The organism is Chitinophaga flava, from assembly GCF_003308995.1.
Lineage (GTDB): Bacteria > Bacteroidota > Bacteroidia > Chitinophagales > Chitinophagaceae > Chitinophaga > Chitinophaga flava.
Window position 1 is genome coordinate 1,678,512 of record NZ_QFFJ01000001.1, and the last position, 22,797, is coordinate 1,701,308.

General features: G+C 44.3%; 15 protein-coding genes and 1 tRNA gene. 1 reads left to right on the plus strand and 15 read right to left on the minus strand.

What is annotated here, in order from left to right; genetic code table 11:
- Positions 1–28: 28 nt before the first annotated feature.
- From DF182_RS06665 to DF182_RS06685, 5 genes are all read right to left on the minus strand, one after another.
- Positions 29–259: a hypothetical protein gene (locus DF182_RS06665; protein ID WP_113614875.1), complete on the minus strand. Its 231-nt coding sequence runs from the start codon at positions 257–259 to the stop codon at positions 29–31.
- Between the two features lie 85 nt (positions 260–344).
- Positions 345–1,658 carry a ribosome biogenesis GTPase Der gene (gene der / locus DF182_RS06670; RefSeq protein ID WP_113614876.1) on the minus strand — a complete coding sequence of 438 codons (1,314 nt, stop codon included), beginning with the start codon at positions 1,656–1,658 and terminating at the stop codon, positions 345–347.
- Positions 1,659–1,701: 43 nt separating this feature from the next.
- Positions 1,702–2,571 (minus strand): GTPase Era, encoded by an 870-nt coding sequence (gene era, locus DF182_RS06675; RefSeq protein WP_211327067.1) that lies wholly within the window; start codon positions 2,569–2,571, stop codon positions 1,702–1,704.
- Between the two features lie 112 nt (positions 2,572–2,683).
- A tRNA-Met gene (locus DF182_RS06680) sits at positions 2,684–2,755 on the minus strand.
- A 281-nt stretch (positions 2,756–3,036) separates the two neighbouring features.
- Complete coding sequence (locus DF182_RS06685; protein ID WP_113614877.1) at positions 3,037–3,444, minus strand: single-stranded DNA-binding protein; 408 nt, start codon at positions 3,442–3,444, stop codon at positions 3,037–3,039.
- 280 nt (positions 3,445–3,724) lie between these two features.
- Here DF182_RS06685 and DF182_RS06690 point away from each other — a divergent pair, with 280 nt between their 5' ends.
- On the plus strand, positions 3,725–6,100 hold the full coding sequence (locus DF182_RS06690) for a TonB-dependent receptor (RefSeq protein WP_113616797.1): 2,376 nt from the start codon (positions 3,725–3,727) through the stop codon (positions 6,098–6,100).
- A gap of 668 nt (positions 6,101–6,768) precedes the next feature.
- Here the strand turns inward: DF182_RS06690 and DF182_RS06695 are convergent.
- From DF182_RS06695 to argC, 10 genes are all read right to left on the minus strand, one after another.
- On the minus strand, positions 6,769–11,154 hold the full coding sequence (locus DF182_RS06695) for a DUF6443 domain-containing protein (RefSeq protein WP_161964078.1): 4,386 nt from the start codon (positions 11,152–11,154) through the stop codon (positions 6,769–6,771).
- 97 nt (positions 11,155–11,251) lie between these two features.
- The gene (locus DF182_RS06700) at positions 11,252–14,395 is read right to left on the minus strand and encodes a hypothetical protein (RefSeq protein WP_211327068.1); all 3,144 of its coding nucleotides are present in this window, start codon (positions 14,393–14,395) and stop codon (positions 11,252–11,254) included.
- Between the two features lie 910 nt (positions 14,396–15,305).
- Complete coding sequence (locus DF182_RS06705; protein ID WP_113614880.1) at positions 15,306–15,872, minus strand: hypothetical protein; 567 nt, start codon at positions 15,870–15,872, stop codon at positions 15,306–15,308.
- Between the two features lie 11 nt (positions 15,873–15,883).
- Positions 15,884–16,357 carry a hypothetical protein gene (locus tag DF182_RS06710; protein ID WP_113614881.1) on the minus strand — a complete coding sequence of 158 codons (474 nt, stop codon included), beginning with the start codon at positions 16,355–16,357 and terminating at the stop codon, positions 15,884–15,886.
- Between the two features lie 82 nt (positions 16,358–16,439).
- Positions 16,440–17,774 (minus strand): argininosuccinate lyase, encoded by a 1,335-nt coding sequence (gene argH / locus DF182_RS06715; RefSeq protein WP_113614882.1) that lies wholly within the window; start codon positions 17,772–17,774, stop codon positions 16,440–16,442.
- 52 nt (positions 17,775–17,826) lie between these two features.
- Positions 17,827–18,891, minus strand: a complete 1,065-nt coding sequence (locus tag DF182_RS06720; RefSeq protein ID WP_113614883.1) for a M20 family metallo-hydrolase — start codon at positions 18,889–18,891, stop codon at positions 17,827–17,829.
- 3 nt (positions 18,892–18,894) lie between these two features.
- Entirely contained in the window at positions 18,895–19,683 is a 789-nt protein-coding gene (gene argB, locus DF182_RS06725) for an acetylglutamate kinase (protein ID WP_113614884.1), read from the minus strand.
- A 1-nt stretch (position 19,684) separates the two neighbouring features.
- Positions 19,685–20,635, minus strand: a complete 951-nt coding sequence (locus DF182_RS06730) for an N-acetylornithine carbamoyltransferase (protein WP_113614885.1) — start codon at positions 20,633–20,635, stop codon at positions 19,685–19,687.
- A 5-nt stretch (positions 20,636–20,640) separates the two neighbouring features.
- Positions 20,641–21,765 (minus strand): aspartate aminotransferase family protein, encoded by a 1,125-nt coding sequence (locus DF182_RS06735; RefSeq protein ID WP_113614886.1) that lies wholly within the window; start codon positions 21,763–21,765, stop codon positions 20,641–20,643.
- A 33-nt stretch (positions 21,766–21,798) separates the two neighbouring features.
- Entirely contained in the window at positions 21,799–22,782 is a 984-nt protein-coding gene (gene argC, locus DF182_RS06740; protein ID WP_113614887.1) for an N-acetyl-gamma-glutamyl-phosphate reductase, read from the minus strand.
- Between the last annotated feature and the right edge of the window lie 15 nt (positions 22,783–22,797).

Below are 22,797 nucleotides of genomic sequence, written 5' to 3' on the forward strand. Positions count from 1 at the left end.
CAAGAATTTATCGAAAATAAATCGAAAATTACTTCTTAGCAGCGTGAGCAGCAGAGTCAGCAGCAGGAGCAGCAACAGCAGCAGAGTCAGCAGCAGGAGCTACGGCAGCAGCAGCAGAATCAACAGCTGGAGTAGCAACTGGAGCAGCGTTCATAGTGTCTACAGTTGTAGCAGTAGAATCAGCAGCAGGAGTGCTACCACCGTTACAAGCTACGAAGAACATACCAGCTGCGATTGCAAATACAAATACTTTTTTCATTTTAGTTTGTTTTATTTTTTAAAACCGCCGCAAAGGTATAGAATATTTTCAGAATGCAAAATCAATTCATTCCGCTTTTTTTCGACTATTTTTTACGGAAGAAGATTTTGATCGGCACCCCACTGAAATCAAAGTTTGTCCGAAGCTGGTTCTCAAGATAATTTCTGTAAGGCGTTTTCACATCATCCGGCAGGTTACAGAAGAAAGCAAAGGCCGGTGTATGGGTAGGCAGTTGCGTTACATACTTGATACGGATAGGAACACCTCTTACTACTGGCGGGTGATAAGCTTCGATAGCTTTGAGCATCACCTCGTTGAGGCGGGAGGTCTGTATTCTGCGTTGACGGTTGTCGTATACTTCCAGTGCTGCTTCTATTGCTTTGAAGATACGTTGCTTTTCAACGACGGAGGTGAAGATCACCGGTACATCGGAGAAAGGAGCCAGGCGTTTTTTCAGGTCTTTTTCGTAATCGCGGGCGGTGTTGGTGCTTTTCTCCATCAGGTCCCATTTGTTGACCAGCACTACCACGCCTTTGCCTTTACGGGCGGCGAGGCTGAAGATGCTGAGGTCCTGAGCGGTGATACCTTTTTCGGCATCCAGCAGGAGCATCACCACATCGGATTCATCTACGGCTTTGATAGCGCGGATAACGGAGTAAAACTCCAGGTCTTCATTCACCTTTTGTTTACGTCTGATACCGGCGGTATCAATGAGGATAAAGTCCTTCTGGTACATGTTGTACCGGGTATGAATAGTATCGCGGGTGGTACCGGCGATATCGGATACGATGTTACGGTCTGCTCCTACGAGGGCGTTGAGCAGGGAAGACTTACCCACATTAGGCTGGCCAATGATCGCAATTTTAGGAACATTGGATTCCAGGTTGGGATCTTCCATATCATCCGTGATATTACTCACGACATCATCGAGCAGTTCACCGGTACCGCTTCCGCTCATAGAAGAGAGGAAATAGGTTTTATCGAAGCCGAGGCTGTAGAACTCGGTGGCTTCGAGCTGACGCTGGCTGTTGTCTACTTTATTGACAACCAGGTAAACTGGTTTGGAAGTACGACGCAGGAGATTGGCCACATCAGAATCGAGGTCGGTGATACCGGTTGTTACGTCGGTCATGAATATCAGCACGTTTGCTTCGTCCATGGCCACTTTGGCCTGTTTACGGATTTCCCGTTCAAATACATCATCACTATTGGATACAAACCCGCCGGTATCGATCACGTTGAAAGATTTGCCGTTCCAGTCCGCAATACCATACTGACGATCACGCGTTACACCGCTCTGATCGTCTACGATAGCTCTGCGCTGTTCCAGTAAACGGTTGAACAACGTTGATTTGCCCACGTTCGGGCGGCCCACTATAGCTACTGTAAATCCAGCCATTGTATATTACTATTACTATTTTTAAAAATTGTGCACAACGGAATTAATATCCGTATTCTTTCAGGAAGAGGTCGTTGTCTCTCCATTTACCACGTACCTTAACGAACAGTTCGAGGAACACCTTACGTTCGATGAATTGTTCGATTTCTTTTCTGGCCTGTGTTCCCAGCTCACGGATCGACTTACCTCCTTCTCCAAGGATGATGCCTTTCTGAGTATCACGGGTAACGATAATCTCTGCCGTTATTTTAGTCAGTGTTTCCTTTTCCTGGAACTGTGTAACGATTACGGTAGTGTGGTAGGGGATTTCTTCTTCAAACAACTGGAAGATTTTTTCCCGTATCATTTCTGCTACCAGAAAACGTGTAGACTTGTCCGTTAGGGTATCGTCCGGATAAAAAGGGTTCCCTTCCGGGAGCATAGCGACGATTTCCTTCATCAGTTCGGGGAGTCCTTTTTTCTGTCTGGCAGAGATAGCTACTACCGCTTTGGCTTTTCCCCATGCTTTAGCCCGTTCGAGCAGCGCGTCCATGTCTGCTTTAACGAGGTTATCCATTTTGTTGATGATGAGGATAGCTGGTACTTTGAGCCTTAAGGATTCGAACAGTTCGAGGTTTTCTTCCAGCGAGTCTTTTGCGTCCATGATCAGTAAAGCCACGTCAGCATCTTCCAGGGCTGATTTCACCGCACTCATCATTTTTTCGTGCAGTTTATATTTTGGGTCGATGATACCAGGTGTATCGGAGAATACGATCTGGTAGCCCGGCTCTGTCAATACGCCTGTGATACGATGTCTGGTGGTTTGCACCTTGGGGGATATGATAGCCAGCTTTTCACCGATGATGGCGTTGAGCAAGGTACTTTTTCCCGCATTGGGCTTACCGAATATGTTTACAAAACCTGCTTTGTGCATGATGATCTTATGATGGCTGTGATGCATTCCACAGCTCAAACTTACGGAAATAAAAAAAGCCGAATTTCTTCGGCTCTTTCTGGTCTCTTTACCAGCGCTGATGCGCTCTTTGTAGCGAGGAGCGGATTCGAACCACTGACCTTCGGGTTATGAGCCCGACGAGCTACCTCTGCTCTACCTCGCAATGAGGGTGCAAAGATAGAATTATTTTCATTCACACCAAATCTTTTTTAAAAAAAATTAAAAAAGGGTGTGTTGAGGTAATATTTCTGAGAGCGTAAAAATGAGCACAATCAGCCAGGGCACTATATCTCATGGCAAATCGGTTCTGTTAAAATTATTATATATAAATAATAAACATCCCTATAAGAGGAATATGATTGGGATAAATGGAGCTATAATTACCTTATCGGAAAGAAGCTGTCTCCGTTGGAGACAGCCCTTCTTGTTGGAATGCATGTTTATTTAGAAGGGCAGATCGTCGGCGGGTTGTTCTTCCACAAGCTCCTGCTCGGGAACAGCCGGAACTTCAGGCATGATCGTGCGGCGTTTTTCATCATCCTTACGGCTAAGCAGCTGCAGCTGGAAAACCCGGAGCCGGAGCGCTCCCGCAGGATTGTTGTTTTTAGTGATGTAACCTTCCGATTTAGGCGCTCCTTCCACAAATACCAGCACACCCTGATTCAGATAAGGCGCCAGTCCTTCCCTGTTCCACAAAGAGCAGTCCACCCAAGTGGTCCGTTCTTCCAGGACGCCGGCATGGTTCCTAAAACGCTCATTCACCGCCACCGGAAAATTAAGTACCACATTGCCGTTCACTTCCTTCCTGACTACATCCCGGCCCAAATGGCCGATTAACTGAAGTTTGATCATCTGATAAAGATTTAATGGTTAAAAATTTATACAAGATGATTGAGAGAAGTGTAGCAGGAAAATACATCATTTTTTTTGTTTTCACGCCAGGCGGTTACACGCGCCCGTCAACAAAAAACAATTTTATGTTTTTATTAACCTATCTTTGCGGCTAGCAAGGACCAACAACTCCTTTGCAACTCATGGGGTGCCTTACTTTCAGGCTGAGATCACACCCACAGAACCTGGACCAGGTAATGCTGGTTAGGAAATTGAAAACAGAAAACAGACATACTTAAAAATGAAACAGCTTATGTTGCTGGTGCTGCTGTCTATAGCAGGCACTTTACAGGCACAATCCCTGTTGACGGGTACCGTTACCAGTAAAACCAATGGTAAACCGCTGGAAGGTGTTACCATCTCTATCAACCAAACAGGCACCTTAACAGATCAAAAAGGCCATTACAGCATTCATCTTCCTAAAAAAGGAAATTATACGCTTCAGGTAAGTTATATCGGTTACAAATCCTATAGCACCATCCTGCAGGCTTCCAACAGCACACAGGTGGCAGATATTGTACTGGAAGAAACCGGCCTTCTTGTAAAACCGGTAGAAATCAGCAGTCTCCGTGCGGGTAAAAACGCTCCGTTTGTAAACAGCACCTTATCTGCCGCAGATATTAAAAAAGCCAACCTCGGACAAGACCTGCCCATACTACTCGACCAGCAACCCGGCGTAGTCACCAGTTCCGACGCCGGTACCGGTATCGGCTATACGGGCTTGCGCGTACGTGGCTCCGACATCACCCGCATCAACGTTACCGTCAATGGTATTCCTGTCAACGATGCAGAATCTCAAGGCACTTTCTTTGTGAACATGCCTGATTTTGCCTCCTCCGTGAGCAGCATAGAACTGCAGCGCGGTGTAGGTACTTCCACCAACGGAGCCGCCGCATTTGGAGCCACACTCAATCTCAGCACCAACGAATTCCGCGAGAAAGCATATGGTGAAATCAACAGCAGCTTCGGCTCCTTCAATAGCTGGAAAAACACTGTCAAAGTAGGTTCCGGCCTTATCAACGACCACTTCACCATCGATGCCCGCCTGTCTAAAATCACCTCCGACGGATATATAGACCGTGCTACCTCTGACCTGCGCTCTTTCTATACTTCCACCGCCTACATCTCCAAAAAAACAGCGCTGCGCCTCAACATCTTCTCCGGCAAAGAAAAAACATACCAGGCATGGAACGGCGTACCCAAAGCATTCCTGGACTCTGCCAGAACCTACAACTCCGCCGGCACCACCAAACCCGGCACTCCCTACAACAATGAAACTGACAACTACCAACAAGACCACTATCAACTGTTTCTCAATCAGGAAATAAATTCCAGTCTCAATTTCAATGTAGCCCTGCACCTCACCCGTGGCCGCGGCTACTACGAACAATACAGAGCCAACAGTGCATTCTCTGATTACGGCCTGCCTCCCTTCGAAATCAATGGCACCAAAGTAACCAACACCGATCTGGTACGTCAGCTCTGGCTCGACAACTACTTCTATGGCAGCGTCTTCTCGGTAAACCGTACCGGCAACAAATTCAACTGGAGCCTCGGCGGCGGCTGGAACCGCTATACCGGCGATCACTATGGTAAAGTCATCTGGGCCCAAACAGGCATCGACAAAGATCATGAATACTATCGCTACCCCGCTGATAAAAACGACTTCAACATCTACTGGAAAGGAGAATATAAAATCACTGAAGCCCTGCGCCTCTTCGCCGATCTGCAATACCGCAACATCGCCTACAATATGAACGGTTTTGAAGCTGCCCCGGAATATATGGCGCATGTCTACTATAACTTCTTTAATCCTAAGGCTGGTATCTCTTACCTGCTCAGTCCCGCCAGCCGGGTGTTTGCCTCCATCGCCGTGGCACATAAAGAACCCAATCGTGTTGACTTCGAATCCAACAACGGCGTAACACCGCCTAAACCCGAAGTACTCCGCGACCTCGAAGCCGGTTACTCCTGGAGCAACAGCATCGCCTCCTTCCAGGCCAACGTATACTACATGAACTATAAAAACCAGCTCGTACAAACCGGTATGCTCAACGATGTAGGCGCTTATGTTCGTACCAATATTCCTAAGAGTTATCGTGCAGGCGTTGAAGTGAGTGGTACCGTTAAACTGAGTAATATTTTCTCCATCGCCGCCAACGCAGCTTTCAGCCAGAATAAAGTACTGGACTATAATGCCATTTCCTACGATAGCAACGAGGTAGCTCACACTGAAACGTATAAGAAAACAAACATCTCCTTCTCCCCTTCTTTTGTAGGTGGATATACGCTGACTGCCCGTCCGCTGAAAGGCCTCACCGTAGACCTGATCGGAAAATATGTCAGCCGTCAATACCTGGATAACACTTCCAGCAAGGATGCTAGTCTTAATCCTTATTACGTAAGCAACCTGCGTTTCAACTACGTAGTACCGCAACCGTTATTCCGCGAACTGGGACTGCAACTTATGCTCAACAACATCTTCAATAAAAAATATGAACCCAACGGAAGCACCTACAGTGCTTATGATCTGAAGCAGAACAAGGTAGTATATGATACTTACTACTACCCTATGGCAGGGTTTAATTGTTTTGTGGGAGTGAGTGTAGGGTTTTAAAATTATTTAAAATAAATAGAAAAGCAGCAGGATCGCCTGCTGCTTTTCTATTTGGTTATATTAAACAAGTGCATAGTTCTGTTAAAGATTTAGTCTCCCCCAAGCCCCCAAACATCTAACCTACTGCGTCCAGGGCTGAGAATAAGTACATCATTCTCATTCTATATTTTACCAATTCAAAAATTCCCGCACCGATTTCCGATATCTCTTATTCTTAAAAATATATAATTCGTTTAATCCACCACAAAATCAGTATAAACAAAACTGGGGAGCTCGCCAATAATATAAATGAGACGATATAACCTATTGACCTTTGTAAGTTATTTTCCAAATTAAACAATCTTAATGATTGCTTGAAGGATTTTTTGTTGTAAAGCACTTTCTTGTTAGCTAAATAGACCAAATATGCAAAGGACATTGACAACAAAAAAAACAATGCTTTTGGCATTTTCCCGAATCGAGAAATAATCAGCACAAAGAAAGGCAAGGTAAGCAGTATGCTTATTAATGACAAATACAGTAGCGCTGAATACTTCGCATTATATCGCCTTACCTTAGCACAGCCTTTGTATATATGAATATATAAATATCTATACCATAACATACTAATAAACTATTGAGTATTAAAAGTAAAACATCCTGTTATTCTAAGCAATTTTTGCTATTTATTATTGAAGTAAATTATGTAGAGTGTATTCAGGCTTGCTAGGAAGCACTACGGTATCATCAATTCCAACGTATGCTTTTATATTATCTAAGGCCCCGGTAGCATCAAGAAACCCATATACACCTAACCCTACAAGTCCAATAGGATTGGATATAGAGACAACCGCTAAAGTTACAGAAATCGCAGCATCAAAGAGATCTTTTCGTGTTAATCCCTCTCCATCCATAACGTATTTATTTGCTAAATTTACAGCTGTCAGACCAGCTCCCACCCAACCAAGTCTTTTACCTACTTTATCCAAGCTCTTTAAACTCCTCACCAAAGCAGTTCTAGTACCACGAGCTGCAGGAGTTCGTAATCCACCTCTAATTAGGGTTTTCAAGTCATTATTCATCCTAGTCTGAAACATATTTATACCTAGGCCTAAAGTTGATACCCCAAAATTGATCATATCTTGAGCTCCTATTCCTTCTCCATCTGATATGCTACCATAATAGACCTTAGCATTAAAATAATTACTATACGTACTTGAAACGCCAACAGTAACCTCATTTAAAGTACCTCCATTCATCCCTGTACCAACCCATCCCCCATTATTAGAATAGCTGTAAAATGATTCTCCCCCATTTCTACCAGGAATAGCCAAAACATCCCCATCTTTAGGACTTTCAGGTATTGTAGTTCCTCTAGTAGTGTCTAATCCTAATGGGTCCGCAAATAGTATAGGGTTATTAAGTGCAAAATTATAAGGAGTATAATTGAGATGCAGTTCCATTAATGGGTCTGTTTGCCAAAAACGACCTATCTGGTGATCCAATGATCTTGCATTAAAGTCATATAGCTCAAGTCCTGTTCCATCAATAAACTCTTTTGATTGAAGTGCGTTTCCATTATACTTGAACCTATTCTCCGGGTAATTTGTGCCTACCTGCGCACTTGAACTAATCCCTGCCATCGTCAACCCAAACGGATAATAATGTGTCTCCTCCAACAACGGGCTGCTTGCATGTGCCACGACGACATCATCAAAGAACACATCCTGTGGACTTTCATTGCTGGTATATACATATAAGAAACCAGTTTTAGCAATAGGCATTTTATCCTGGGAAAGTGTCTGTACCTGGTCCGGTTCAGCCTTTACTTGCTTTACCCCGCTACTCTGTTCAACTAATTTAAATTGATCATCAAATAATACAAAATTAAGATAGGCTTTAGGTCTTCCGGTGGTGTTGTGATCCGGATCTTTATCCTTCAATCGTTGATAATCATTATTGTAGAAATTGGTATTAAAAGGAGACTGAGACGAAGTCGCAGGACCACCGTGGGTAGCATCTGCTATTGCTGTTCCACCAAAAGCAGCTATCAGATCAGTCACTATGCTCTCTGCCTGAACTGGATTTTCTTTTTTATTCGCAGGATCAGTAGATTTATAGAAAGCTTTCGCACCAATTTGCACAGTATCTCCAGCCATTACTCGCAGCACGATAGAAGGTCCTATCTTCTTTGAACTTCCCTGCGCATTCAATTTAGCCACAAATTTATTTTCCTTACTATCTCCTGCTGCAAAGCCAACCGGTTTAGGCACACGAGTGTCATCCAGATTACTGAAGAGTGCTGACTCCTTAGGAGCGGTAGCCGTTTCCATCGTAGCAGCATAGATGGCATTAGTATTTTGCTCTGTTAACACAATCCGTACATTGCCCAGATGATCTTTCTCAAAATAATCATACACAAAAGCAACTGGAGCATTCTGGCTGGTTACCGCGCGGATACGGCCTTCCTCATGTCCAGTGAATTGAAGAACATTATCTTTATACACAAAACCATTGATATAATCTGTAGTAGTGGTGATGGAAGAAGATCCTGAATTGTCCTGTACCACTTTGCGCACTTTTTTACCCAGGGCGTTATAATAATACCGGATGTTTCCCTTACCTGTCATCGTGATTGCTTCTGGCAGATTCAGGTGATTATAAGTAATAGCACCAATGTTTTTATTTTCATCCCTGGTCATATTACCGTTGTCGTCGTACCAGTAGTCTTGGGTATCTGCCTGCTGGTTTTCCTTAAAATCACCTAGCGTACTCTGAGGATTAAAGATACCATCCGTTACGAAGTTCAGTTTATTGGTAGACCCATTTTTATAATCATATCGCAAATCATCAATTGTTGTTGGGGCACCGCCACTAATACCTTTCTGCCTCATAGTAAGAATGTTTCCACTGGCATCATAACTCAGGTTGCTCACACTGAAGTCTGCCTGGTCTTTTGACCAACCAGAGCTACCGGAATTTTGCTGATTAAAATCGGCAGCTGACAACCTGTTTACGAGATCATATGAAAAATCATACTTACGGCAAATATTATCACCTTTACTGCGCCAGATCGTACCGGAAACATTGCCACTATATTGTTGCCCGGCAAAAGTAGCTCCCGAAATAACTGATGTGGGTTTATCATATCCCAACTCAAAACCAAAAAATGGTGTATTTCCAGATGATTTCACAAAATCACGGTTCATTCCCAGCAACCATCCTCTGATATTATAATCATAGGTCAATACATCCAGGTTGTCACCTAATTGTTTTTGGGTTAATTGTCCGAGTGCATTGTAGGTATGTTGAACAATTGTTTTAAGTGCACCTGCATCATTGATCTGCTTACGGATAGCCAATACACGGCCAGCCTGATCATAGTCCATCATTGTTAGAATCCGGACCTCCGGTGTGATACTACTCATGGGGTTCTTGTGGCGCCCATAAGTACTAAGCAGTTTTCCATTGAAATCATACAAATTGGAGGTTATATCCTTCCCATTCGCGATATTATCCGTGACTGTCTGAACGACTCGGCCCTTGCTGTTATAGTAAATGGTACTGGTTTGCCAGCGGTCAGTTCCCAGTATCCTCGCCTTAGTACCTGTCACCAAACCGGTCGTCACGTCACTTACTACAGAAGGTTCGCTATATGGATTGTTGCCAGCCACCGGCTTACCCAGATCTGTAGTCAGTATAGGCTGGCTACCCGGAAAATCGTAATGATCGTAAAAGGTGTAGGTAAGTGGTGTCAGCGAAGCCGGATCGATATCTGGGAGGGGATTGTTAACAACGATATTCGCAATTCCCTCATTTAAGTTACCATCTATATAAGCATCCATTACTCCATTCTCTCCAGTATCAAATCCGCTTTCAAATGCAATACTGTTGATTGCTTTGTAAATATCTCTATCCTTTGCCGCTACTACCAGATCCGCAATTCCTGGAAATTTATAATTTGTATTTCCGGTTGCATTCACTACAGTATTCATCGCGCCCTGTAAAGTCTCCCTGGAAGCTGCAGAATGATATAAAGCTGTTTGCACCGGTCTGTTCAGCTCATCATAAAATGTCACCAGCCAGTTTTTAACATTATCGGCATTCATATTACCATCCCTTGTGAAAACCAGTCTATTCCGCTGATCATAAACCATTTCAACCGGTTTAGCTCCCGGTACTTTTTTAAAGATCATCCGGCTTTTGGTATCATAACGGTACCGAAAACAAAATTCCTCCGCTACTGTTGTTACATTCCAGCTGCTTGTAATTTTCGAAACGCCCATAGGAGAAATAACAAACCGGAGACGGTTGAGGTTATCATACACGTAATAAGTGCAAAGCCAACCCATATGCGCAGTTCCCAGTAAGGCGCTGCTATGAAGCTGCACTTTTTTCAGCACCATCCTCCCCTCTTTATCTTTATATTCGACCGTTTGAACATTATGTTCATTCGTTGTTACATTCTTATATAATTGTCCTGCATCAAAAATGGCTGCTGTTACAGGCAAATCTGCATTATCCGCAATGGTCCAGATACGAACAGAATCCGCGGCTGTATTCATCAGGTACTGCTGGCCAACAGGCTTGTTCCCCATCGTTTTTCCCCAACTGCTGCCTGGGGCATACACCTTTATTGTTCTGTTTAAGGGCGATGGTTCAAATTCAGTTTGATGATAATAAATACCTTCATCCTTTAAAGTAGGATTGAGGGATGGGTCTTTATAAAATATCTGTTGTGCACCAAAAGGATCCAGTTTAAATTTCCCATCGCTCATATTTCCGCCTGTGGGCACATAGGGTAGATATTTGAATTGTTCCAATCCGAATTCATCATACAAAACTGGAGTGACTATGTCTTTGCTATCTCCACTCATACCTTTTTCTACTGTTTGTAACAGGCGCCCAAGTCCATCAAAATATTTTGTGGCTTGTTTGACATCTGAAACCGGCCGGCCCGGTGCTGTTACTGCAGCCGGATCTGTAGTTGGAAAAGAAGGTTCCAAGGTACGGACATAATTGATCTTACTGGTGCTGTTATATGGTAATGGCACCTGTGCATGTACTTTGCTCATACTTGAACAGCAGAGCAACGACAGTAGGATATAGGGTTTTATATACTGAAACATAGTAATAGGCTTAATCAGTGAATCAACTGGTTATTTTTTGAGGCTATTGAACAGGCGATTGATATTGGTAATCGAACTGCTTGAGGATTTTTTTATCCTGATCGCGGATCATCAGCAGACGGCCAAAATTATCATACTCATAATACACCATATTGTTCCGCTCATCTGTACTACTGGTAACTCCTGTTTGTGGCTCATAGGTAGCAGTGGTCATAGTCGCAGTCTGCGGATGAAGACGTAACTCATCGATCGTCACATTACCTGAAACAGTTACATTTTGCGTGCCGGCAGGCAAAAGGTGTTCATACAGGGTCCAACCATTACGGGAGGCTAACGCTTTGCCTGTCCCACCATTTACTGTAGCAGCACCTCCTGCAGACCAGTACATTACTTTTGATGCAGTACTTCCTGCAGGTAAAACTGCTGTAATGTTACCATTTCCAAGGTCGTATGACTTTTTGCCGGTAAAGGCCGCACTGGTATTCCGTGCAGCGGAAGGGATGGTCCAGTTACCAGAACCATCTGATTCAAAGCTGGTATAGGCGATATGAGCACTACCAGCATTCAGTACTTTAGCTACTGGGTATTGCCCGTTGTAATCCCATATAATAGACTGTAATGCATCAGTGGCATTAGCCTGTGTTAATATATTCTGATGTTCATCATAACCGTAAAATTGAATACGAGGCTCATTAGCACCGGCCCCTTCCTGAACATAAAAAGACTCAGGAGCATATAATTTACCATTGTTGAACCAGTCCTTATATCTAGACTCAACCTTTCTTACCAACTGGCCATTCCTCTCTTCTATTTGCTCAACTGCTGGTGCAATGATGTTACGAGCCACCATTCCCTGATATACTGGAGAAGCAGGAAAATCATTCGGGTATTTATATCGGGTGATGATTGCATTATTCGGATCCGACAGATTTTTGTCAGTTTTCAGTTGATAAAAGGATGGATCATATTCATATTGATGTACCGTTTCAAGTAACGGGGCTGAATTATTTTCATAACTATACTCCTTCGTCTTTTCTTCTGTCTTAACAATCATTCCAGAGACAGGCGAATAGGATTTTGCATAATACCCACCAACATAAGGATTTTCCATAGACAGACTGGCCATATAAAGGCAACGGAAATTTGGAGCATTATGGGTATTGAAGGTAACATTATACTGGTTGATGGTATGTCTAACTGTTCTACCTGATTTATCCTTTATTTCTTCTTCCTTAAGATTTCCCAGACACCAGGAAGGAATCCCCCAGTACATATATGGATAGTCGGCGGGTGTAGGTGAACCACTTGCCACGAGATGGGCAGGATCAAAAGTAGAAATTATTCGTCCCATCTCTCCATTTCCTAAAATTGTCTCTACACGTTTGTAATAAATAATACCATCCTGATTGGCATAAGGAGACGAATTTCGATTTGAGCTGGCAGCCCAATAAGTACTCCCATATGGGTTATCAATAATATAATCGTATCGAGGGTAAACAGGTAATATACCGGAGCTTTCATTATTGGACATCAGATATTTGAATTCCCGATACTGTGTTTTATTATGCACCGGATCATAATCAGTTATCTTTTTAATCCGTAACCCACCAACTGCCATTTCAGTTGATACTATCAGAGATCTATATTGACAAGAGAAAGTGATATAGGCGTTGCTGTTTTTTAGGATATTCGTTAATGATGGAAATTGATTTTCATTAAGGAAGACTTTTATATAACTACCATCCACGGCGTTGGTGATATTAGGAATATTATGCCATGACTCCACCATTTCCCGATAGGTATAAGCTTCCGAAGTATATAACACCTGCCCAGCTGGATTATATAATCTGAATTTAAAATCTGCATATGGAAACGTTGTTTCGATCACATCCACATTGGTAGACAATTGTGGATCAGTGAGTTTCATTTCAAGGACCGGCTGATTCTGAAGTCCAATGATACCTAGCGGCAATACTTCCCCGAATTGACTGGCATTCTGGTCCAAGTATTTATGGACTTCATTTTCCACGCCTCTGTACATGTAAGCCCTGTTATTTTCGTGTTCAAAAGTGGTAAATCCTCCGGAAGGATAAACTATCTTGTTCAACGTACCGATAAGCGACGAGCTTGAATCGACCTCCCGGTTTCCACCGGGAATATTATAGGTTCTGCCAGTTATAGAAAAATCTAACGAAGGAATTGCTGTAACATTGTTAACAGCCCCGTTATAGAATCCCCAGTGATCAATAGCATAACTGTTTCTGGGAGGCAGATTACCTGGATAATATGAAAACTGATAAGGCGGCATCATATTCCCCTGAGCCGTAATTTCCTGTACAGAAGCCAGCATCAGCCTATAGCTATTCCTAGAAGGATCTCCATTTTCCAGGCCACCAGTATACTGGTAATTCAGTTCATATCCACGGCGGTTGTTAATCCATATCTTTTTCAGTGTTTCCATTCCAGGAACATCTAACCGTTTCCCTGTATCATAGGTAAACTTAATGTCAGTACCATCAGGCAAAAGAATACGGGATGGATAAACAGCAGTGCCAGACACCTGGTTATAACTCCTGCTTACCACCGAAGGGATACCTGAATTAAGGTAATAATTATCTGTAATTGCACTCTTATAGGAATATCCCATGGAAGAGTATTCGAAGTTAATCTCATCCTTTCCTGACGGAGAGATCATTTTTGTAAGGTACCAGCTTGTTGTACCAGAAAGATTTGACCCAAGTATAAGACCATCTACGTTCAAAGCCATACTTCCAGAGCTCTCCCGAGCTGCAAACTCATACTTTACTCCGTTTTCATCCGTGATCACAAAACTGGTAATATCATAACCATTGAGTTGATTAAAGCTGACCTGTAATTTCTGATAGGGTTCTACGACAATCCTATCTGGTCCCGTTCCTTTCCCAATATAGAATTTACCGCTCCGGCCATTAAAGCTGAAGTTAAAGATATCCATTTCGCTATCCTTGCTTTTTTCAAAAAAGCCTCTGTAAATCTCAAATCCAGGCAACAACTCCTTTCCCTTTGCCTCCACTGGTATGCTGATACTGTTGTCCATGTACCCTCCCGGCTGGTCATCCGGTATTCCACGAACCACCCTGGAGATAGCACCACCCATATTCAAAGACCAACCCAGACCTGTTTTGGAGGCAATATCTTCCACCTTCACTCCACCTGCATGGTAACTCAAGTCAATATTACATTTCAGCTGATTACTGATGCCTGCATAGTTAAATATCGGAATACTTATCTGGGGGATACCTGTATTCAACGTCACCGGAATATTACCCTGTCGGTGAAAGGCCGTAGCGTCAGGAGAAGGTGGCATTACCTGGTACAACTGAGGTGCCAGCGTTTGTGCCTCCAGTTTATAAACAACTGTCAACAACAATAAGGATAAGGGAAAAAAGTACTTCATAGTTTGCCACAGGTTAGGGATGTACTTATTGATCAGTGTCTGGTCACGGAAGGGTTAAGGCACAATGCCTGCTACAGTTAACATGCTCGAACAAATCTCACTAAGTATAAAACAATAACAATCTGGTTGTGATAAAATGTAAATTTAATAAAGTATTCTTGTGGTCAAAATAACACATAAGTGGTAGTCCCATCAATATTGACTATCCTTTCTATAACGTATAAGACTAAACGCTAGTTCATTCTCCCGAATTATTATAAGCAACCTTTAACGGATCAAAACCTCGTCGGTAAACAAATACTACTCTTCGCAATTGATTGAAGCGTATCTTTTTTCAATGCGTATTTTACAGATTTAACGTTGCAATCGTCTGGCACAGAAGCGTAGGTTGTCAATATCACTGTATCATCATTATTTTTCCAGCTCGATAAAATCTAGTCGCTAAAATCACACATTGGCTGTCTTGCAATAATATAACCGGTTATCATATGCAATTTAATTTCATCGAATAATTGGAATATGTCCATTCCCTACCTGCATATGAATATGTAGCCCTTTCAAAACAACTTCTAAGTCAGCCTGATAATATTTTTTTTGGTTGTTCTTCCATTGCTCTAATTATTTTATTAATAAAAAATCACTTAGAACATTACTTTTCAATTCATGCATATAAAATAGTGATTCTATCATTTATCCTGATGTACATCTGATTAATCAAACCACCAATCAATTCCTTATTTCCCTTTATCTGCAAACTACGTTGCCCTTTCCACCAGAAATAATCCGCCAATTCATCCAGCAGGTCTATGATAGCTGGATTGTCCAGCAGTTGCATCAGGTATTCATCATCTGCCTGCAAAGCGTAATCTCTTATTAGTCCTAACAGCGCATAGAGAGAGAACAGATGCTCATCATTATCTTCATCCAGCTTGTCGATGAACAAATCATCCAGATTAAAGGTTGCATAATGGCTGCTGGTATCACTCAGTACTTTTGCCCATTTTCTCAGCCTGTGACTATCAAAATATTCTTCGTATTCAATGGTAGTAATCAGATCACTGATGGTTAATGCCAGCACGAGCTGTTGCTGATGGTCCACCAGCAGTTTATCCGTATCATTGTCAGTCAAGTCAGCGCCCGAAACAGTATAATAAGTGTGGCCTTTAAATATTATCTGTAGCAGGTATTTTTGATATTTTTCCGAAGCGGATTGAATAGTATGAGGCATAAGTATTGAAACTATGTAAGTTCATTTATGATGTATACCAGATAATTAAACGGTCCTTCCTGCTCCCATTTGCCGTCGCTGCTAAACTGTTTTACAGCTGTGAGAAATTCATCTCTGTCTTCCCAGTGGGCAATATTGTTTCTGTTCAATGTTAAGAAATTAAACCGGTGCAGATCTTCAGAAGGATCAGAGGTGAGCAGGCCAATAAAGACAATATCGTGGCGATCAGTAATTATTTTACCATCCACCAGACATACAGATGCAGGAGAAGGACGATGTTCATCCATCTGATTCCTGGCAGATAAAGCCATTTCACACAGCGGATGTTTCTGCAAACAATCAACATGTACAGCGGCATCGCTGAATATATAAAGGGCTTCTTTTGCGTTGCCGCAAAGAGGAGGAAACATCGTATATGCGTTACGTTCATCCAGTACCTCCTCACATAACGGACAAGTACTTAGGCCTTGAAATACAATTGCCATTTCTAATTTATTGACCTCAATATAAACAAAAAGCCCTTCGCTGTATGCGAAGGGCTCTGGTATACCAATTTTGATAAAGTAATTAACTATTCAACAGCTGCCGAATCGCCTTATCCACAGCCTCAAAAGGAAACCCTTTAATCACCTGGTCCATCTGGGCAGCGATCTGCTCGGTGCAGAGGTTACCGATACTACCGGCGTGGGTATGGTTCACTTCTTTCGACGGTGCAAAGGTTCCGTGTTCGATATCCATGCCTACCTGTTTGTATGCTTCACGGAAAGGAGTACCCTGTAGTACCAGGTTGTTCACCACTTCTACGCTGAACAGATATTGGTATTTTTCATCATCGAGGATGTTCTCTTTGATGCGGATGTTTTCCAACATGAGGCGGCTCATGTCTATGCAGTCGCGCAGTGTCCGGAAGGCGGGGAACAGGTTTTCTTTCAACAGCTGCAGGTCGCGGTGGTAGCCGGAAGGCAGGTTGGTGATCATCATGGCGATTTCGTTGGGCAGTGCCTGTATTTTATTGCCATGAGAGCGGATCAGTTCCCATACGTCCGGGTTCTTTTTATGCGGCATGATGCTGGAACCGGTAGTCAGTTCATCCGGGAAACCGATGAAGCCGAAGTTCTGGTTCATAAACAAACAGGCGTCCATGGCCATTTTGGCGATGGTGGCAGCAATGCCGGCCAATGCAAAGGCAACGATCTTTTCCGTTTTACCGCGGCCCATCTGAGCGTATACGACGTTGTAGTTGAGTGAATCGAAACCAAGCAGACGAGTGGTCATCTCACGGTCAAGGGGGAACGAAGAACCATAGCCGGCAGCAGAGCCCAGCGGGTTTTTATTCACCACCCGGTAAGCGCCCTGCAACATGGTGAGGTCGTCTACCAGGCTTTCTGCATAAGCACCAAACCACAGCCCGAAAGAAGAAGGCATAGCAATCTGCAGATGTGTATAACCAGGGATCAGATGGTTTTTGTATTGTTCGCTTTTCTGTTGCAGCAGATCAAACAGCGCTTTCACGGAGCTGACCATTGTCTCCAGTTCGTGACGCAGGAAGAGTTTCAGGTCTACTAAAACCTGATCATTGCGCGAGCGGCCACTATGAATCTTTTTGCCTACTTCGCCCAGGCGGCGGGTGAGCAGCAGTTCCACCTGAGAGTGAATATCTTCTACACCGTCTTCCAACACAAAATTACCATCCTGTATGTCTTTGTATATGTTCTTCAGTTCCTGCTTTAAAACAGTCAGCTCTTCTGCTTCCAGCAGGCCAATGCTTTGCAGCATGGTAATGTGGGCCATAGAGCCCAGCACGTCAAACGGTGCCAGGAAAGCGTCCATTTCACGGTCTTTTCCTACCGTGAATTTCTCAACAGCATCCAGGGATGCTTTATCTTTTTGCCACAGTTTCATAAAATTATTTTTGCTCACAAAGGAAAAATGCAAGTGCCTTTATGTGATTAAACTACTGTATCATTTCAAGCAACTGTATATAACTACCGATACCATCACGGATCTCTTCCAGGTAGATATATTCATCTGCTGTATGTGAACGGGCAGAATCGCCAGGGCCCATTTTCACGGAGGTGGCGGGTATCAGCGCCTGGTCTGAAGTGGTAGGAGAACCATAACAGGTTTTTCCTACGGAGATGCCGGCCAGAACAAACGGATGGTCCATCGGGATGAAGGAAGGACGCATACGCATGGAACGTGGTTTTACTTCGCAGCTCACGTTGGCCTTGATGATCTCCAGCAGTTCTTCCAGTGTGTACTGGTCGGTAGCGCGTACGTCTACTACAAAGCTGCAGTCTGCCGGCACTACGTTGTGTGCTTTGTTGGACGTCTGTATCACGGTAACGCTCATCTTCACCGGACCCAGGGTGTCAGACACTTTAGGGTAACGGTAATCGCGGAACCAGTTGAGGTCAGGCAATGCCTTGTACAGCGCGTTCTCGCCTTCTTCTCTGGCAGCGTGGCCTGCTTTACCATAGCTGGTGCAGTCCAGCACCATCAGCCCTTTTTCTGCGATGGCCAGTTGTGTCTGGGTAGGCTCGCCTACGATCGCAAAATCGATGGCGGGCAGTTGAGAGAGGATGCTCTCTACGCCGTTAGCGCCGCTGATTTCCTCTTCAGCAGTGGCAGAGAGGATGATGTTGTATGCCAGGTCTGTACGATGATAAAAGTGCAGGAAGGTGGCGATGAGGCTGACGAGGCAACCGCCGGCATCATTGCTGCCGAGGCCAAAGAGTTTGCCGTCTTCCACATCCGGACTGAAAGGGTCGCGGGTGTATTGTGGATTGGGCTTTACAGTATCGTGATGGGAGTTGAGGAGTATATTACGTTTGGCCGGATCGAAGTGTTTGTTGTAGGCCCAGATATTGTTGAGATGCCGCTCATGCGGTATGTCCATGGTGGTCAGGAAGTCACTGATCACTTGTGCGGTGCCGTCTTCTTCCCGGCTGATGGAAGGCGTGGCGATGAGCTGTTTCAACAGCGCCACGGCCACGTCGTATAATTTTTCGTTCCACATAGATTAGCATATTAAGGTGCCTGCCACCGTATCGGTTGTGTTGCTCAGCACGTCGTCTGCGTGTCCTATCAGCACTTCTTTCACACCATTTTCGATGGCGGAGAAGGCGTTTTGCAACTTGGGCAGTATGCCGTCCGTGAGTATTTTTTCTTCCAGCAGTTGCTGATAGATTTCTTTGTTGATGAGATGGATCACTGCATTATCATCAGAAGGATCGCGTAATACGCCTTTCTTTTCGAAGCAGTAGATCAGCCTTACCTGATAGCTGGCAGACAATGCAATCGCCAGAGAAGCAGCAATAGTGTCTGCATTGGTGTTGAGCATCTGCCCATTGCCATCATGGGTGAGTGGTGCAAACACCGGCGTAACACCTGCTTCCAGCAACGCTTTCAGCGGAGCTACCTGCAGCATCTCCGGCTTTACATCACCTACAAAACCATAGTCAATTTCCTTTACAGGCCTTTTGGTGGCAGGGATGATATTCGCATCAGCACCGGTGAGGCCGATAGCATTACAGTGGTAAGCTTGTAGTTTGGCCACCAGCTGTTTGTTTACCAAACCACCGTATACCATCGTTACTACATCGATGGTAGCTGCATCCGTGATACGTCTGCCATCTACATAATTGGATTGTATACCCAGCTGATCGCCGATACGGGTGGCGATTTTACCGCCACCATGTATCAGTATCTTTTTACCAGGTATTGCTGCAAACTTTTCGAGGAAAGCCTGCAACAATACCGGATTGTCGATAACGTTTCCGCCTACTTTTATAATAAACAGATCAATCATATTATCCTTTCAATATTTCACTCAATACTGCCTGTGCAGCCCATACGCGGTTGCCGGCTTCCTGTATCACGATGGAATTAGGTCCGTCCAGTACTTCATCTGCAATCACCACATTCCTTCTTACCGGCAGACAGTGCATTACCTTGGCAGCATTGGTATTTTTAAGTTTATCGTTGGTCACCATCCAGTTGCTGTCTGTGCAGGTGATCTTACCGTAATCCTTATACGAAGACCAGTTCTTCACATATACAAAGTCAGCATCTTCCAACGCTTTATCCTGATTGTATTCAATACGGGCGTTACCAGAGAATTTTTCATCCAGCTCATATCCTTCCGGATGAGTGATCACAAAATCTGTTTCACCCCAGGCATTCATCCACTGGGCGAAAGAGTTGGGAACCGCCTGTGGCAATGCTTTCACATGCGGAGCCCAGGTCATCACCACTTTAGGTTTGCGGGCCTGTTGCCAGTTTTCACGGATGGTGATCACATCGGTAAGGCTCTGCAAAGGATGCAGAGTGGCGCTTTCCAGGCTCACTACCGGTACGCCGGCATATTTAATGAACTGGTTGATATATTTCTCGGTATAATCTTCTTCTTTATTTTTCAACCCGGGGAATGTACGGATGGCCAGAATGTCAAAATACTGCCCCATAACAGCCGCAGCTTCTTTAACGTGCTCGGTGGTATTGCCATTCATCACTACGCCATCATTCATTTCCAGCGCCCATCCTTCCTTGTCGATGTTAAACACTACAGCATCCATACCCAGGTTTTTAGCAGCTACCTGTGTACTTAATCGTGTTCGCAAACTGGGATTCAGGAAAATCATTCCTAACGTTTTGTTCTTTCCTAATTCCTTATCCCTGAAAGGATCTTTCTTGTAGTTCATGGCAATGTCCACCAAACGCGGGACACTGGGAACATCTGCTGTTGAAATAAATTGCTTCATTATTGCTATTTGACTTCTTTTCTAAACGCTTCCAAAAACTGATCTGCATGTGCCTGGGTCAGTGCCAGAGATGGCAGCAACCTGATTACATTGGGTTTCGCTTCACCGGTGAAGATTTTGTGTACGCCCAGCAGGTTTTTCCTTACATGAGCCAGCTCCTCCGGCATCTCGATACCGATCATGAGCCCACGACCTCTTACTTCTTTTACCTGAGAGAATTTTTTCAGTTCTGTCATCAGGTAGTTACCTACAGTAGCAGCGTTGTCGAGCAGCTTTTCGCTTTCGATTACTTCCAGCACCGCCAGTGCTGCTGCACAAGCCAGGTGGTTACCACCAAAGGTGGTGCCCAGCATACCGTATACCGGTTTGAATTTAGGGGAGATGATAATGCCACCTATCGGGAAACCATTACCCATACCTTTTGCCATAGAATAGATGTCAGCATCTACACCCGCAAAATCATGGGAGAAAAATTTACCGCTCCTGCCATAACCGCATTGCACGGAATCCGCGATGAATACGGCGTTGTGCGCATCACACAAAGTCCGGATCTTGCGGAGGAAGGATTCGCTGGCCACATTGATACCACCTACTCCCTGTATACCCTCTATAATAACAGAAGATACTTCATGTTGTTTGAAAGCCTCTTCCAGCGCAGCTTCATCTTCCCATGGCAGAAACACGATGTTTTCGGTTTCATTCACCGGCGCTACAATCTTCGGATTGTCGGTAGCTGCTACCGCCAGAGAAGTTCTGCCGTGGAAGGATTTGCGGAAAGCGATTACTTTCTTTTTACCATTGTAGAAAGAAGCCAGTTTCAGTGCGTTTTCATTAGCTTCCGCACCGGAGTTGCACAAAAACAGCTGATAGTCCGTTTTACCGGAAACCTTGCCCAGGAGAGCTGCCAGCTCTTCCTGCAAAGGCATCTTCACAGAGTTGGAATAGAAGCCTACTTTATGCAGCTGGTCTGTCAAACGTTTTACATAATGCGGATGGGTATGACCAATAGAGATTACGGCATGACCACCGTACAGATCCAGGTATTCGTTGCCTTTATCGTCCCATACGTTGGAACCGGCAGCTTTATCTATGATGATGTCGTTTACGGGATAAACGTCGAAAAGTTTCATGATGTGATGTAAAATTGAAAATGATCAAAACGATTAGAACACGATGGACTTCAGTTTAAGTCCGGCCGTTTCATCCAGTCCGCACATGATGTTCATATTCTGCACAGCCTGACCGGAAGCGCCTTTCAGCAGATTGTCCTCGATAGAGTGAATCACCAGTTTGTTGCCCACTTTCTCCAGTTGTATCAACACCTTGTTGGTATTGACTACCTGCTTCAGGTCTATCTGTTTGTCACTGACATGCGTAAAAGGATGACCGGCGTAGAAGTCTTTGTACAGCTGTACTGCTGCCTCCAGTGTCAGGTCGCTTTGCAGGTAAGACGTTACCCAGATACCTCTGGGGAAATCGCCGCGTACCGGAACAAAGTTCACCTCCTCTGCAAAGCCAGGCTGCAGCTGCTGCAGGCTTCGTCGGATTTCCTTCAGATGCTGGTGGTTGAGTACTTTGTAGGTTGACATGTTGTTGGCTCTCCAGGTAAAATGCGAAGTAGCCTGCAAGCTTTGACCAGCGCCGGTGGAACCAGTGATGCCGGTGGTATGTACTTCTTTCAGCAGACCTGCTTTGGCCAGCGGCAGAATACCTAACTGGATAGCAGTAGCAAAACAACCGGGGTTAGCGATATTGCTGGCCGTTTTGATTTTCTCCCGCTGCAGCTCCGGTAGTCCGTATACGAACTCCCTTTCGCCAACGCTTTCGCCTAAACGAAAATCCTGGCTCAGATCAATTATTTTCACATGCGGAGCCACTGGTGTTGCTTCCAGGAATTTTCTGGATTCACCATGCCCCAGACACAGGAACATCACATCAATATCATTGCTCAGTTCAGCGGTGAAAGAGCGCTCAGTTTCACCCAGTAGGTCGGCATGTACTGCATACAAAGGATTGCCTGCGTTACTACGGCTGTGCACAAACGAAATAGACACATCCGGATGGTTTAATAAAAGCCGGATCATCTCTCCGCCGGTATAGCCAGCCCCTCCAACGATTCCAGCCCTTATCTTTTTATCATTTGCCATGTCGTGAATACTTGT

Coding starts and splice junctions, on each gene's coding strand:
- DF182_RS06665 (WP_113614875.1), bottom strand. CDS start 259: ATGAAAAAAGTATTTGTATTTGCAATCGCAGCTGGTATGTTCTTCGTA.
- der (WP_113614876.1), bottom strand. CDS start 1,658: ATGGCTGGATTTACAGTAGCTATAGTGGGCCGCCCGAACGTGGGCAAA.
- era (WP_211327067.1), bottom strand. CDS start 2,571: ATGCACAAAGCAGGTTTTGTAAACATATTCGGTAAGCCCAATGCGGGA.
- DF182_RS06685 (WP_113614877.1), bottom strand. CDS start 3,444: ATGATCAAACTTCAGTTAATCGGCCATTTGGGCCGGGATGTAGTCAGG.
- DF182_RS06690 (WP_113616797.1), top strand. CDS start 3,725: ATGAAACAGCTTATGTTGCTGGTGCTGCTGTCTATAGCAGGCACTTTA.
- DF182_RS06695 (WP_161964078.1), bottom strand. CDS start 11,154: ATGAGCAAAGTACATGCACAGGTGCCATTACCATATAACAGCACCAGT.
- DF182_RS06705 (WP_113614880.1), bottom strand. CDS start 15,872: ATGCCTCATACTATTCAATCCGCTTCGGAAAAATATCAAAAATACCTG.
- DF182_RS06710 (WP_113614881.1), bottom strand. CDS start 16,357: ATGGCAATTGTATTTCAAGGCCTAAGTACTTGTCCGTTATGTGAGGAG.
- argH (WP_113614882.1), bottom strand. CDS start 17,774: ATGAAACTGTGGCAAAAAGATAAAGCATCCCTGGATGCTGTTGAGAAA.
- DF182_RS06720 (WP_113614883.1), bottom strand. CDS start 18,891: ATGTGGAACGAAAAATTATACGACGTGGCCGTGGCGCTGTTGAAACAG.
- argB (WP_113614884.1), bottom strand. CDS start 19,683: ATGATTGATCTGTTTATTATAAAAGTAGGCGGAAACGTTATCGACAAT.
- DF182_RS06730 (WP_113614885.1), bottom strand. CDS start 20,635: ATGAAGCAATTTATTTCAACAGCAGATGTTCCCAGTGTCCCGCGTTTG.
- DF182_RS06735 (WP_113614886.1), bottom strand. CDS start 21,765: ATGAAACTTTTCGACGTTTATCCCGTAAACGACATCATCATAGATAAA.
- argC (WP_113614887.1), bottom strand. CDS start 22,782: ATGGCAAATGATAAAAAGATAAGGGCTGGAATCGTTGGAGGGGCTGGC.